We start from the raw sequence: 13,192 nt of genomic DNA, 5'->3' as shown, positions 1-13,192 counted from the left end.
GACCACTACTTTGAAGAAGACTGTGACCAGTTCCTCCGCGCCTGACCGCGACGCCTTTGAGGCGGATTTCATCTACGGGCCCAGGCGGCGCGAGCGCTTCGCCTGGTTCGTCGCCGCGGCAGGCGTGCTAGTCGGCGTGGCCGGCATGGTCGCGGGCGCGAGCCTCTTTCCGCTCAAATCCACCGAGACCTTCGTTGTCGTGGTCGACAAGGAAACCGGCGAGATGGACCGGGTCGCCGCGGTCCAAGCGCTGACCCTTTCCGAGAGCGACGCCATCATCCAGGCCAATCTCGTGGCCTATGTCGACGATCGCGAGACCTACGACCTGACCGATGGCGAGCAACGCATCAACTCGGTGCTCGACCGCTCGGATGGTGACGCCGCCCGCACGCTGCGCGATCTCTGGTCCTCCACCAACGAGGACTACCCGATCACCGTCTATGGGCGCGATGCCAAGATCGAGGTGGTGATCAAGTCCGTGAACCAGATCGAGCGCGGCGTGGCCCAGGTCCGCTTCACCCGCACGCTCCGCCGTCCCCGCGACACCCGCACCGTCACCCGGTCCTATGTCGCCACTGTCGGCTACGACTTCCAACCCGAAACCCGCCAGCGCCTTCAGGACGTCTGGGCCAACCCCTTGGGCTTCGTGGTGACCTCCTACCGCGTCGACGCCGAGACCCTGGAGAACTGACCAAGATGAATTCCCTGCCCGCGCTCTTCCTGGCGCTTGCCCTTCCTGTTGCCGCCCTCGCCGAGGCCACGCCGCAAGGCGGCCCGCTCGACATCCGCATCCGCACCGCCGTCTATAACGAAAACCAGGTCTACCGGATCGAAACGGATCTGAGGCATTCGACAACGATCCATTTCGGGGCGGGGGAACGCTTCGAGGCGGTGATCGTCGGCGACACCGAAAGCTTCCAGGTCGACCCGATCCCCGAGCTTGGCAACGTGCTGACGATCAAACCGCACGTGGCGCAGGCATCGACCAACATGACGGTCATCACCAACCGCCGCACCTATTCCTTCCACCTCCGCGAGGGCTCGATCCCGAACCGCACCGGCATGTTCTTCGAGGTGCGCTTCCGCTACCCCGACGAGGAACGCCGCACGGTGGGTGCAACCCAGCCCAAGGGGTTCGAGGCGCCGCGCAACTACAACTACCGGGTCTCGGGCGAGGGGGATTTCCGCCCCAGCCATATCTATGACGACGGGCGCTATACGTATTTCGTCTTCCCGGAAAACGGCCGACAGCCCGCCCTTTTCAAGGCTGACGACCAGGGCCGCGAGCGCACGGTCAACTGGACGCAGCAAAGCAACACCGTCCGCGTGCTCGGGGTGAACACCTACTGGACGCTGCGCATCGGCGACGAGGCGATCTGCGCCTGGCGCGATGAGAGCGCCATCTACGTGAGCAACTGACCATGGCAGATCAAACCCCTCCCGACCTGCAGGACCGCCTCGACCAGTTCAACCAGCGCGGCAAGTCCAAACGCCGGGGCAACAGCCTCGGGGTCGGCGCCCTCGCCGCCGCTCTCGCTCTTGGCGGTGCCGGGGTCGCGTATTTCCTGGCGACAGGTCTGCAGGAAGGCGACAGTGCGCTTGAGACCTCTGATGTCGAGACCTTCCAGGACCGACGCCCCGGCACCGGCGGACGGCTGGAGTTCCCGCCTGACGAGACCGAGCAACGGGTCAATGACGCGCTGATCGCCGTCGAGGAAGCGCTCGATGTGCCCGCCGCCCCTGCCCCAGAGGCGAGCGCCGAGGTTCTGGCCGAGATCGCCAAGCTGCGCGAGGCCCTCGCCGCCAGCCAGGCCGCGCGCAATTCGGAAATCCAGTCCGCCGTTGCGGACCTGCGCGAAGCCTTCGACGAACAGAAGGCCACGCTTGAAGCAACACTGGCCGAAAAGGAAACCGAGCTGGCCAACCTGCAGCGCCAGACCGAGACCCGCATCGAAGGGCTGCAAGCCATGCTCGATGCGGAACGGGCGCAGCGCGAGGGACTTGAGGCCGAACTGGACCGTGAAGGGCTGATCGCCGATCAGCGCCTTCTCGAAGAACGCCGCCGTCAGGAAGAGGAGCAGCGCCTCCGCGAGGCTGAGCGGGTTGCCGAGGAGCTTCTGACCGCGCAGATCAAATCCCCCGCCGTGGTCTATGCCGACGGCCCGCGGGGTGGCCAAAGTGGCGCGGCGGTGGCCGATCCTGCTGCTGTTGGCACCGGCGGACCGGTCCTTTCCGGCAATGAGCAGTTCCTGCAAAGCGCGCGACCACTCGAGGTGCAGGAGGCCGCCCGCCTCACCCACCCCGAACGCACGCTGACCCAAGGGTCTGTCATTCAGGCCGCGCTCCAGACCGCCATCAACAGCGACCTGCCCGGGTCTGTCGTGGCGGTCGTCTCCGAACCGGTCCCATCATTTTCCGGGGACCGGATCCTGATCCCCCGGGGCTCCCGGCTTTTTGGCCAATACCGATCCGGGATCGAGATGCACCAGAAGCGCATCCTGATCGTCTGGACCCGCGTCCTGACCCCGGACGGCACCTCGATGGAAATCGCTGCCGTGGGCGGGGATCAGCTCGGCCGCTCAGGCCTCACCGGTCTCGTCGACACCAGGTTCGCCGAGCGCTTCGGCGGGGCGGCGCTGATTTCCGTGATCGGGGCGGCACCGGCCGTGGCGGCGGAGAGTGCCAACAATGACACCACCAGCATCGTCTTGGGCGATGTCGGCAGCGACCTTCAGGACGCGGTCGGATCGGTCATCGCCGACCAGGTCTCGATCGCGCCAACGATCTATGTCGATCAGGGAGCCTCGGTCACCGTGCTCGTGGATCGGGATGTGGTGATCTACGGGGGTTCCGGTTCACAATGAAAAAGAAGCGTCGGGTTTCGCGTTCGAGCCGCAGGCGAGAGGCAGAGAAACCAGATCCAATTTTACCGGAAACGCCGAATTGATGGAGCAGGCGTCACCAGCCTCGTACCTCGAGCGCTATCTCGACCCGTTCCGCGACCTCTTGCGGCGCGACGACGTGGTCGAGATCGCGATCAACCCGGATGGCAAGGTCTGGCTCGAGGTTGCAGGCGACGCCACCATGCGCCACGAAGGCCAGACCGTGGACCGGACCACAGCCCTCAACATGGCCCAGACCATCGTTGGCGATGCCAAGGCCCGCGTTTCTGAAAAGAACCCCCTCGTCTCCGGCAAGGTAGAATATGCAGGCCGTCCGCTTCGGGTCCAGGTCGCCGTACCGCCCGCCATCGATCGCGGTGCCTCGATCACCATCCGTCTCTTCGCCTCGGGCAGCGTCCGGGACTACGCCCCGGCCTATCTCTTCGGCAAGGCCGTGTCGCTGGACGCGCTCCGCGCCGAGAAAATGAAGAACATCGCCAGTCTGGCAGATGAGAACCTCGAAGCCGCGTTGCAGACCCTGGTCGAGGGGCGGCTCAACGTCCTGATCAGCGGTGGGACCTCGACCGGCAAAACCACTTTCGCCCGCCACCTTCTGACTCATGTCAGCGAACGCGAACGGCTGATCACCATCGAAGACGCTTTCGAACTCTTCCCCGGTCAACCCAACACCGTCGCCCTCTTGGCCGACCGCGGTTCCGGCTCGCAACGTAGCGCCAACGCCCTTCTCCAGGCCTCCCTCCGAATGCGACCCGACCGGATCATCGTTGGCGAACTGCGCGGGGCCGAGGCCCTGACCTATCTCGAAGCCATCAACACCGGCCATGGCGGGTCGGTCTCTACAATCCACGCTGAAACCGCAGAACTCGCCATCGACCGGCTTGCGATCATGGTGCTGCAGGCTGGCACACCGCTGACCTTCGCCGAAGTGCGCGAATACATCCGGAAATCCATCGATGTGATCGTGCAGCTCGGCCGCGCCGAGGGCAAGCGAGGGATTACGGAGTTTTATCTGCCGGGACGGTGAGTTTGAGGGACAAAAATGACCAAGAGCAGCCCGACGTTGACGTTTCATTGTCAGCTGTAAATCTATCGAGATGAATCAGTGCTTCAGCACGCAGAAGGATCTGATTGGCCCTGTCGGAAAAGGTGGAGGCTATGTGGAAACCTGCGACGACCGAACTTCGAAAGAAGTGAACTGACGGCTGCTTCTTGCATGCTACGCCCTCTCAGCGCACCTTGATTTCCTGTCCAGACTTTGGATTTCGTCCTACGAATGCGCCAACGTCAACGAAATCGTTGACGTCTGAAGAATTGGACCGCAAGAGCAACCCTGGTCCGCCAGTCACCCAATTGATCTCGCAGGAAATGGCCACAAAGAGCCCTTCCGACAGCTGGGGTTTCGACTGTGGAAAGAAGAACCCGGTTTCGAACTCTAGATATTCGCCGCATCCGGTGAAGCCCAAGACTTTGAAGTCTTTTCAGAACTCCAGACGCAACGGCGTCGGACAATAGACCCTCGCTTTGCGGACCCATGAACCAGCTCGCGGCCTTTAAACCATCGGCAGCAATGGCTCCAGGGATGGGCCGGAACATATTCTCTAGCTTGAGGTATTTCGTTTCGCGGACCCCGGCCTCACCGCTTCCAAAGATAATCAGACCGGGAAGGACAGCTGAAAACTTTTCTTCCAGCGGACGCCAGCCCTGTCCGTCTATTTCGCTGCGCGGGGCAGTATTGTAGATGAACGAAAAGTCGCCCTTCTGTTCACAAACGCTCATGAAATATTCAGCTGGTGGCAAGGTTTCGCCTACCTCCAGTATTGATGAAGCCGTCGTGATGGAGCCAATCATGGCATAGAAGAAATCCTCAGGGCGCTCAGAAATCCGATGCCCCATGACCGACATCACTTGGTAAGCAGATCGATCCGTATAGTCAGCGATTAGGTAGTCAGCAAGAAGCATCTCCAGATTGTTCAGTCCGGGGTGGGTCTGTACCCAAGCTATATTGTTGAATTCATGGAATTCCTTGTATTTTTCAATAGCGTACACAATGGTCCTCAGAAAGTCATTCCCGGAGACGATTAGGTTCTCTTCATCTTCAACAGAAAAATACAAAGCTCTGCTATTGACCGCCTCCTGATATGTCCAGGTACGGCTGACCCAATCTTCCCGTTCAAGTGATAATAGTTCACATGGTTCAATTCCTTCGGTATGACTGACACGTTTGATTGCGGATGAGCACTGCGAAGTTAGAACGACGATTACCTGAAACGCCGCGCTGAATATTCGACCCATTTCTTGCAGGCAGGCAGCACGGTCGGGATCATAAGGAGGGACGCAAAACGCATCAATCCAAAATGCCCGTGATGCTTTGAGCGCGGCACGCTGTGCTGCCTCTTCCTTATCAGCCTCGCCCCTATGGCTGAATTTGATATTGTCAGACCAACAACTTTGTGACTGAGACGAGGCGACGGCCGCCCTTAAGGATGGAACAGTTCTGGCTGATATTTCGGGGCCCTCATTGAGCGAGTTCCTGACCTTTTCCTCCCCCCAAGCATAGGAGAGGCAAGTGTAAGTTGGCGCATCGGCTATTTGGGCATACTCACAAATCACCCATCGCTTCCCGAACATCACAATGGAAGGCGCATCGGGCGGCGTCGATTGGTTCTCTGGCTCTAGTAACCTGAACATGGACTACCACCTCTCACGACGGATCTCGCGATTGCAAAAATCCTATCCTTGTTGGCGTGGAACTCAAGACTGTTCTGGCATCGGCGGCTTACTTCCGGCGACGCGTTGCGGTAGAATAACCTCAAACGTAGGCCACGGTGCGTGTCCAAAAGTGCTTCACTTACACCGTAAGCTGAAACATTTTCTGCGACACGGCCTGAACAAGTGCGTAGCCCCTTTGGAATATTGTAGCCATGAATCCAATCTATCAAATCAGTGCTTTTGGCCATACCAAGCATTTCACGAAAGAAATAAATGAAGCTCTGTCCAAACAGCTCGGTGAATTTGGTCTGTCTGTGGGCAATGAGGTTGTGATCGACTTAAATGGTTCGATCACAAGTAAGAATCCAAAGATTTCGGCTGTCGGCCTGTTCTTTGGTAATGACTCAAAGCTTGCTTACACTCGTCCCCCTGCGCTCTCCGACTACGATCCGATCATTCCAATTGTTTCATCGCTTGAAAGATGTAGCATAGAACTTCCAACCAATGTCTCCGCGTATAACGCAATGCCTTCCGGTGGTCCAAACTCCCCCACTCGCATTGCTGCCGCGGCGATCGAAGCGCTCGGCCTGATGCCTTCGCGAAGGAGAGTATTCCTCAGCTATCGACGAAACGAAGCACGCAAAGCAGCCCTGCAACTTTTTGATGAACTGAGCGAGAGGCAATTCGACGTCTTTCTAGATACTCACGAGATTAGGCCAGGGGCAGTCTTCCAAGATGTTTTGTGGCATCATCTCAGCGACTGCGACGTCATGCTGATGTTGGATACAACTTCCTACTTTAAAAGTCGTTGGACCACAGAAGAATTCGGACAAGCAAATCTCAAAAAGGCTTCTATTTTGCGCATCGGCTATCCAGGTGTGGTGCGAGACAACAATCTTTCCGTGACTGATACGCTTGCGCTTTCGGATGCAGATTTTACCGAGGATGAAACCTTTACCGCAAGTGCCTTGGATCGACTCGCCGACGGTGTGGAGCGTCTTCGAAGCAAAAGTGTGGCTGTAAGACAAAGCAATCTTGTTGGCTCCTTTCGGGCAGCCGTCAAGCAATTCAAGGGTGACCTAAGCGGACCAGGACAGCTCCGCAGGGTTCTGGCAACATTTCCGGAAGGCAAGGAGCTTCGTGTGTATCCGGTTGTCGGCGTCCCTACATCAGAAGTCGTCAACAGAATTGTTCTTGACGCAGAAGAACATGAATGCGCCTTGCTCTATGACAACATCGGAATCCTCCAGAGCTGGCAAGAACACTTGGAATGGCTTGGTGAACGGGTCGACAGGTTCCACTGGATCAAAGCCGAAGCTTCCTATCAGGCACTAAAGGGGATCCTCGGATGAAAGCGACGCCCTCCATATTCCTTTCCGCAAGTGTGCCCATTGAGGGCCGATTGGGCTCAGAAGACTACGATCCCTTTCTCATCCGGGAGGCTGTCTCTGCGCTCATCGAGGTCATACTTGGCCGCTATCATCTGGTTTGGGGCGGACAACCGGCCATCACTCCGATGATCTGGGAAGCTGCAAAGCGATATGACGTCTCCTATCCCGACGTTGTTACCCTCTATCAAAGTGCATATTTCAAGAACAATTACCCCAAAGAGAATATCAAGTTCGGGAATTTCGTCGAGACGGAGGCCGTCCCGGGTGATCGGTCCGCAAGCCTTGAAATTATGCGTCGACATATGCTGACCCGGCACAATTTTGTTGGAGCTGTGTTCATAGGTGGGATGGAAGGGATTGCCGAAGAGTACGCACTCTTCAGAGAGAAGAACCCGAACGCATTCACACTCCCAATACCGTCCCCAGGCGGATATTCCCGACACCTATTTGAGCAGTCCCCATGGCTTCGCCCAGAACTCGCGACTGCAGTCGATTTCACTTTCTGGTTCTACGAATTATTGGATGTTGATATGAGCATAATTAGGCAGCGCAAACTTGATCGCTGACGGGAGCCGTCGCGATGGACAACTTGAATACAGCAAAAGCAACGCCTGCGGATAAGACCGACCACCATCTAGGGTCAGGATTTATAACCAATAGATGACGAGAGCCGCGAGGGCGATGGCTGAGAGGAAGACCTTGGGGCATCGGTCATAGCGGGTCGCGACGCGCCTCCAGTCCTTGAGCCTGCCGAACATGATCTCGATGCGGTTACGCCGCTTGTATCTCCGCTTATCGTATTTGATCGGCGTCTTGCGTTTCTTCCGGCCTGGGATGCAGGCACGTATCCCCTTGTCCTGCAACGCTTCTCTGAACCAGTCAGCGTCATAGCCACGATCCCCGAGTAGCCATTTGACGTTTGGCAGGCCACTCAGCAGGGCCCGAGCGCCGATATAATCGCTGACCTGTCCAGCGGTGACGAACAGGTCGATCGGTCGCCCCTGACTGTCGCAGATGGCGTGCAGCTTGGTGTTCATACCGCCTTTGGTTCGACCGATCAGGCGACCACGCCCCCCTTTTTGGCGGCCATGCTGGTCGCCGTTCGATGGGCCTTGAGGTATGTTGCGTCGATCATCACGGTCGTTTTCTCGCCGTGTTCCGCCGCCAGCCCGGCCATCATCCGCGCGAAGATGCCCTTTTCGCTCCAACGCTTCCACCGGCTGTAGAGCGTCTTATGTGGGCCATACGCGGCGGGCGCATCGCGCCAACGCAAGCCATTGCGATTGATGAAAATAATCCCGCTCAGCACCCGTCTGTCATCAACCCGGGGCTTCCCGTGCGACCTGGGAAAGAAGGGAGCCAGGCGCGCCATCTGCGCGTCGGTCAGCCAGAAGAGATCGCTCATGTCACCGCTCCGTTTTCGGAGGCGTGAATCACGTAGCGCAACAGAAATCAATGCATCCTGACCCTAGCTTTTCTTGCTTCTAGCTGGAACAGTACTGAACTCCGCGATCTCCGCGTCCGCATCGGGCAACGCTTCGAGAACGACACACGCGGGCGCGTGTGGGTAGCTGAGCGCGACGCAAAACATCTGAACCCTGATCACGGCATCGACCAACTCGAAATCATCGATGCCTGCCTTGATGCCATTGAAGCAAGCAAACTTTTCATACTTGTCGACACTGGAGAATATGGTTCTCATTTGCATGTTCGCGGTGCCCCGTCGGAAAGTTCCTTTCTTGAGCTTGAACTCTTTCAAGCCGTCTTGCTCTCAAAACCCATCCACTATGTGAAAGTAACTAAGTCTTCCACCCCGTCTCCGTTGCTTCAACTGCTTTCATCACTCAAGTCTGACGTCGAATTGATTGAAACTAGTTCCCTTGCAACAGCTGAGACGGAAATTCTAAGGCGTTTGGATCTAGACTGGAGTGACCGCGATAAGCGTACGTCCCTGCGCAGCACAGCAGCTTTGACTGACGCGCTTGTCGAGGCGCGGCATAATGATTGGTCCAATCGCGCACTTTTTGTTGAGCCCCAGTTCTTGCGTGACACAGTTTGTGGCACCACGAAAGCCCATCCAGAACTTGATGTGGCGGAGCACTACCTTATTCTTGCCGACCAACAGTCTCAGACCAATCGCGTCTTGAGCCGCACTTGGATCGCAATGCGCGCATTGATGATAAATCATTTTTCTGAGACGACTGACCCGAAGACTGTCGCACTTTGGGATCGAGCGTTCAAGACGTGGTCGCGTGCCGCTGCTTGGCGAGGGTTACATGCACATCTATGGTTAGGAAACGTCGCGGCGCTTGGATCGTTGGCTGGTATGAGATTGCGAACAGGTGCAGCGCTATTTGATCCTTCTCTGCCAGATATCGGAGATCTTTTTGACAATTTAGCCAGCGTGTACTACAGCATATCCAAGCGGGTTTCCACTCGCCATCGCTCTGCAATGCTTTCGCGTTCTTCCGCATATGTCGAAGCAGGGTTGGCAGACCGCGATTCCAAATATCGCGGTTCGCTGTTGCCTATCCGCGGGAGCATAAACCACCGAAACCACAAGTTTCGCGCTTCCGTTCGCGACTTCACAGAAGCGCTGAATCTTGCAATTCGGCACGATGCCGGTCCCGGCCAAATCGGCTTTCTTCTGACAGAGTTAGGGTTTGCCGAATTGTTTCTTTTCAAGTTCGGTCCGGCTCGTCGCCGGATTGAAGAGGGCCTTAGTTTGATGACGGAAAACACTTCCAGTCCTGGCTTTCGGGTGCGCGCCTTGCGAAAGCATGTACGAGCATCGCTCGCATGTTTTGATATCGGCGGCGCAAAGGTTTCCGCCCGCCTTGCTCTTCAGATCGCGGAAAAACACAGGCTCTATGATCAAATCGACCCATTGCTACGCAGGATGGCAAAATAACATTTGAAAGGTGCGGACGATTCAGATCTGCTAATTGTGATTACCTCCGCATGTTTCTCAACATTGTCCCATTTTGTGCTCTCCCTGCGTCAAAAGTTGCAAACCCGCCGTCAGTTGTTGAATGGATGTATCTATACAGATCGAGATACTCGCTTCCATAGTTTGTGTATCCATCACGCGTCGGAATTACGATAATCCGTTCGTTGGCTTTGACGCCGTCGGCAATCCCGATCTCCCAAGGACACCATCGGCTGCTCATAGAGTTCTTGGTTGCCAGAAATAGGAACCAATCAAGCCGCTTGATCCTATCCTTGATCTTGAGTGCTGTTTCTTTGTCCGGTTTAGAAGGCATTGTTGCATCTTCCCAGTCGATGTAGACGCGCCAACCCTGAGCTTCCAAAAATGCCTGCACACGCTTGGCATAAACGGCGTCTGTATGACTGTGTGATAGAAATGCCGTTTGATCCCCACGAGCACGCGCCTCTTCGACAACGCGTTCGGTCTTTCTAATAGTCGTGTCAGGCGCATAGGTAAGCAGTGAGCTTAGATCGATCATTCTATTTATCCTACAGATGCTGCGGCATCTCTCACCCATTGACCAAAATACTGGCTGCCGGCCTGAGTCGCGTAGCAGTGGTCAGTTGCATAGGTGCTCAATCGAATCACATTTGTCGACGTCGGCTTTCGCCAGCTTGCTGGAAGGGTGACTGTCTGCTGGTAGTCCTCATACCGTTCCCAAGTGCTACCCTTCTTCTCGCAAAGTAATATTTTGCCGGGTCCCGCCAAGTATACACCCATACAGTCAAGTGGATTCTCTCCTTTGACACTGAGTTGGCCCTTAGAATTCCGCATATTGTGGATGCGAACAGTAAGTAAGCCGTTACCTTTCAGTATGCTTCGGGCGATCTCGTAGCGCACCCATCGGCGTTCGCAAGTCTGCGAACCAGCCAAGATGCAAGTTACGCTAGTATTCTTAACTCCTTGCCTTATGAGTTCCTTCAGCGAATCATCGCTTTCACGCTTCGACCGCTCCCAGATGCTTCCATCATAAAAACCAAATGACTCGCGCGTGTTTTCATGCTGATGTCGCCATGACTGTCGGATCTGATTAGCTCGCCAAACATCATTCTGGTAATGAAACGAGAAAAATACCCGACGCTTTGATGGCTGCTGATTTCGGCCTAGTATCACCTGAAATATTCTCCGACATTTTGCGACTACTTTACTGATCGCCCAGTTTTCACAATCAACTTTTCCAAGACTTACAAAACTTCTTTCTAATACATATTTCAACATTTTACCTTACTCAACGGTAGTGACCAAGGTCCGTTCTCATCTTGGCAAGACTGATACCAACGAATGCTAGTCGCCCAGCAACTCCTCGATGAAATCGTCCTGCCGATCGAGCGCCGCCTCCCATTCCTTAGGCACCGCCGCTTCCCGCTCAAGTGTCTCCGGCTCGGGCTGCCCGCGCCCTGTCTCCATCGCCATCACGCTCATCGCCCTTGCTTCCCGGCGCTGTGAACGATCCCGGACAGGCGCACGTTCGGCTGGTTTCTGCGGCTCTTCCTCAGTGCCATTCGCTACACCATCGCTACCCCATGGCCCCACACCCTGAACGCTCGGTGGGTATGGAAACGGCTTTCCCTCCTGACGGGCCAGCCTGTCCTTGAAGAAGGGATCGTCGTAATACTTGATCCGGCTCGCCTTGATCGGGTGCTGGGACGAGGCGAGGATGATCACTTCGTCGGGGTCCATCAGCCGTGCCTCTGTCTCAGAAAGCAGCGGCCGCTCTTCCAACCGCGCCGAGGTCGACGTCGCGCCGAGGAAGCCCTTGTTGCGGCCATACATGCGGGTGACCGCCTCGCGGGTCGTGCTGCCGACGGCGGCGGAGACCTCTTTCACCGTCCGCTGGTCCCGCGGGGTAATGTAGAGCTTGAGCCCTGCCCCGTTCTCGAGACTTTCACGGCCTTCGGGTCCGTAGATCCGGTCGAGCGAGGCCAGTGACTGCGCGATCATCGCGACCCGACCGCCATAGCTCGCCAGCGAATGGATCGCGCGCTCCATATAGGGCATCGCCCCCATCTGCTGGAATTCGTCGATCATCATCATCACCGGCCAGGGCTCGTCCGGGCCCGGCTCGTTCAGGCGGATTGAGGCGATGAGATCGGCGAACATCAGGCGCAGGAGCGGCGCCAGCGTCGCGATGTGATCTTCGGAGACCGCGATGTAGAGCGACTGAGGGGTCTTCCGGAAGGTCGAGAAATCAAAGTCGCTCGCCTCGGTGGCCGAGCGCACGGCCGGGTTGTCCCATTGCTTGAGGCCTGCGGTCATCAGGGCCTGGATGTTCGAGGTCAGAAGCCGCGACGAGGCCGAGGCGGCGTTGGTCCAGAGCTCGCGCAGGATGTCTTCTTTGGCCTCGTCGGCATAGGCCTTGTACTGGGCGTTCTTGTACTCGCCCCCGGCTACGATCTTGTTCACCTCACCTAGGTTCGGAGTGCCGCGCTGGATTGCCAGCAGACAGGCCGCAACGAAGATCGACTTTCCGGCCTCGGAGAAGGTATCGAGCTGTTTGTTGTCCTTGTCGAGGAAGAGATCGGCCAGGATCGAGACCTCGGTGAAACGCTGCGCGAATGTCGGCGCCTTGGCGATCCGGGCGAGCGGGTTGTAGCGGTGTGTAGCATTGGACCAGTCGAAGGGGCTGAATTGATAGACCTCATCGCCGTTCACCGCCCGCAGCCGCGCGGTCTTCTCGAAGTTCTCGCCCTTCACGTCGAGTACCACCATAGACCCTGCGAAACTCAGGAGGTTCGGGATCACGAAACCGACACCCTTACCAGCGCGCGTCGGAGCGACCATCATCACATGCGGGATCGTGGTCGAGGAGATGAACTCGGCCTTGGAGTTCGGCGCGCCGAGCTTGCCGCAGGCAAAACCCTTGCCGGGGGCCTGCAGCATGTCGTTCTTCCTGAGCTCCGCCTTGGTCTGCCAATGGGCCGAGCCGTAGTCGTCCCGTTCCTTCTTCCAGGTCCAGGCGAGCGCCAGCGCGCCGAGGCCGATCGCCCCGAAGCCGACGGCACCGAAGCCTACCTTGAAGGCCTCGGGATGCGCCGCGCGGGTGGCGGCGCTGGCCTTCCAGAGGGCCAGCATGTCGAAACTGCCGAACTCGGTTTTAAGGGCCAGGGTCAGGTAGAAGGCGGCAACGATGGTGCCGATGACGGCGCCGCAGATCACGCCGAAGAGAAGCGCGGCCCAGAGAGGAAGTGTCTTGGTCATGG

Annotated in this window: 12 protein-coding genes; 7 read left to right on the top strand and 5 right to left on the bottom strand. The window is 57.3% G+C overall.

Annotation, left to right across the window (positions count from 1 at the left end; genetic code table 11):
• The first annotated feature begins 10 nt into the window (after positions 1 to 10).
• The 4 genes from R1T45_RS03565 to R1T45_RS03550 all read left to right on the top strand — a co-directional run bounded on the left by R1T45_RS03565 (position 11) and on the right by R1T45_RS03550 (position 3,927).
• Positions 11 to 691: a virB8 family protein gene (locus R1T45_RS03565; RefSeq protein WP_064225012.1), complete on the top strand. Its 681-nt coding sequence runs from the start codon at positions 11 to 13 to the stop codon at positions 689 to 691.
• A 5-nt stretch (positions 692 to 696) separates the two neighbouring features.
• On the top strand, positions 697 to 1,419 hold the full coding sequence (locus R1T45_RS03560; protein ID WP_306005481.1) for a TrbG/VirB9 family P-type conjugative transfer protein: 723 nt from the start codon (positions 697 to 699) through the stop codon (positions 1,417 to 1,419).
• A 2-nt stretch (positions 1,420 to 1,421) separates the two neighbouring features.
• Positions 1,422 to 2,864 carry a TrbI/VirB10 family protein gene (locus tag R1T45_RS03555; protein WP_317389203.1) on the top strand — a complete coding sequence of 481 codons (1,443 nt, stop codon included), beginning with the start codon at positions 1,422 to 1,424 and terminating at the stop codon, positions 2,862 to 2,864.
• An 82-nt stretch (positions 2,865 to 2,946) separates the two neighbouring features.
• Positions 2,947 to 3,927: an ATPase, T2SS/T4P/T4SS family gene (locus R1T45_RS03550; protein ID WP_317389202.1), complete on the top strand. Its 981-nt coding sequence runs from the start codon at positions 2,947 to 2,949 to the stop codon at positions 3,925 to 3,927.
• A 260-nt stretch (positions 3,928 to 4,187) separates the two neighbouring features.
• Here the strand turns inward: R1T45_RS03550 and R1T45_RS03545 are convergent, their stop codons facing one another.
• Complete coding sequence (locus tag R1T45_RS03545; protein ID WP_317389201.1) at positions 4,188 to 5,591, bottom strand: HET domain-containing protein; 1,404 nt, start codon at positions 5,589 to 5,591, stop codon at positions 4,188 to 4,190.
• Between the two features lie 233 nt (positions 5,592 to 5,824).
• Between R1T45_RS03545 and R1T45_RS03540 the strand changes: the two genes are divergently transcribed.
• The gene (locus R1T45_RS03540; protein ID WP_317389200.1) at positions 5,825 to 6,964 is read left to right on the top strand and encodes a toll/interleukin-1 receptor domain-containing protein; all 1,140 of its coding nucleotides are present in this window, start codon (positions 5,825 to 5,827) and stop codon (positions 6,962 to 6,964) included.
• Complete coding sequence (locus R1T45_RS03535) at positions 6,961 to 7,569, top strand: hypothetical protein (RefSeq protein WP_317389199.1); 609 nt, start codon at positions 6,961 to 6,963, stop codon at positions 7,567 to 7,569. Before R1T45_RS03540 ends, R1T45_RS03535 begins: the two co-directional genes overlap by 4 nt.
• Before the next feature lie 81 nt (positions 7,570 to 7,650).
• Here the strand turns inward: R1T45_RS03535 and R1T45_RS03530 are convergent.
• Positions 7,651 to 8,408 (bottom strand): IS5-like element ISPso2 family transposase gene (locus tag R1T45_RS03530; protein WP_101754952.1). Its coding sequence is split into 2 segments (ribosomal slippage): positions 7,651 to 8,084 and positions 8,084 to 8,408, totalling 759 coding nucleotides; the frame shifts between segments, so codons are not numbered across the junction.
• 156 nt (positions 8,409 to 8,564) lie between these two features.
• On the opposite strand from R1T45_RS03530, the gene R1T45_RS03525 reads away from it, so the two are divergent.
• Positions 8,565 to 9,914: a hypothetical protein gene (locus tag R1T45_RS03525; protein ID WP_317389216.1), complete on the top strand. Its 1,350-nt coding sequence runs from the start codon at positions 8,565 to 8,567 to the stop codon at positions 9,912 to 9,914.
• A gap of 40 nt (positions 9,915 to 9,954) precedes the next feature.
• Here R1T45_RS03525 and R1T45_RS03520 read toward each other — a convergent pair whose 3' ends face one another.
• From R1T45_RS03520 to R1T45_RS03510, 3 genes are all read right to left on the bottom strand, one after another.
• On the bottom strand, positions 9,955 to 10,470 hold the full coding sequence (locus tag R1T45_RS03520) for a toll/interleukin-1 receptor domain-containing protein (protein ID WP_317389215.1): 516 nt from the start codon (positions 10,468 to 10,470) through the stop codon (positions 9,955 to 9,957).
• 5 nt (positions 10,471 to 10,475) lie between these two features.
• On the bottom strand, positions 10,476 to 11,210 hold the full coding sequence (locus tag R1T45_RS03515) for a TIR domain-containing protein (protein WP_317389214.1): 735 nt from the start codon (positions 11,208 to 11,210) through the stop codon (positions 10,476 to 10,478).
• 66 nt (positions 11,211 to 11,276) lie between these two features.
• Positions 11,277 to 13,190, bottom strand: a complete 1,914-nt coding sequence (locus R1T45_RS03510) for a type IV secretory system conjugative DNA transfer family protein (protein ID WP_317389213.1) — start codon at positions 13,188 to 13,190, stop codon at positions 11,277 to 11,279.
• Between the last annotated feature and the right edge of the window lie 2 nt (positions 13,191 to 13,192).

Source organism: Sulfitobacter sp. LC.270.F.C4 (assembly GCF_032922545.1).
In the GTDB taxonomy this organism is placed as follows: domain Bacteria; phylum Pseudomonadota; class Alphaproteobacteria; order Rhodobacterales; family Rhodobacteraceae; genus Sulfitobacter; species Sulfitobacter profundi.
The sequence above is the reverse complement of the archived record's forward strand: the minus strand, read 5'-3'. Positions and strand labels throughout refer to the sequence as shown.

Excerpts from the sequence above, each read along its gene's own strand:
- R1T45_RS03560 (WP_306005481.1), top strand. The coding sequence starts at position 697 with ATGAATTCCCTGCCCGCGCTCTTCCTGGCGCTTGCCCTTCCTGTTGCC.
- R1T45_RS03555 (WP_317389203.1), top strand. The coding sequence starts at position 1,422 with ATGGCAGATCAAACCCCTCCCGACCTGCAGGACCGCCTCGACCAGTTC.
- R1T45_RS03550 (WP_317389202.1), top strand. The coding sequence starts at position 2,947 with ATGGAGCAGGCGTCACCAGCCTCGTACCTCGAGCGCTATCTCGACCCG.
- R1T45_RS03545 (WP_317389201.1), bottom strand. The coding sequence starts at position 5,591 with ATGTTCAGGTTACTAGAGCCAGAGAACCAATCGACGCCGCCCGATGCG.
- R1T45_RS03540 (WP_317389200.1), top strand. The coding sequence starts at position 5,825 with ATGAATCCAATCTATCAAATCAGTGCTTTTGGCCATACCAAGCATTTC.
- R1T45_RS03535 (WP_317389199.1), top strand. The coding sequence starts at position 6,961 with ATGAAAGCGACGCCCTCCATATTCCTTTCCGCAAGTGTGCCCATTGAG.
- R1T45_RS03520 (WP_317389215.1), bottom strand. The coding sequence starts at position 10,470 with ATGATCGATCTAAGCTCACTGCTTACCTATGCGCCTGACACGACTATT.
- R1T45_RS03515 (WP_317389214.1), bottom strand. The coding sequence starts at position 11,210 with ATGTTGAAATATGTATTAGAAAGAAGTTTTGTAAGTCTTGGAAAAGTT.
- R1T45_RS03510 (WP_317389213.1), bottom strand. The coding sequence starts at position 13,190 with ATGACCAAGACACTTCCTCTCTGGGCCGCGCTTCTCTTCGGCGTGATC.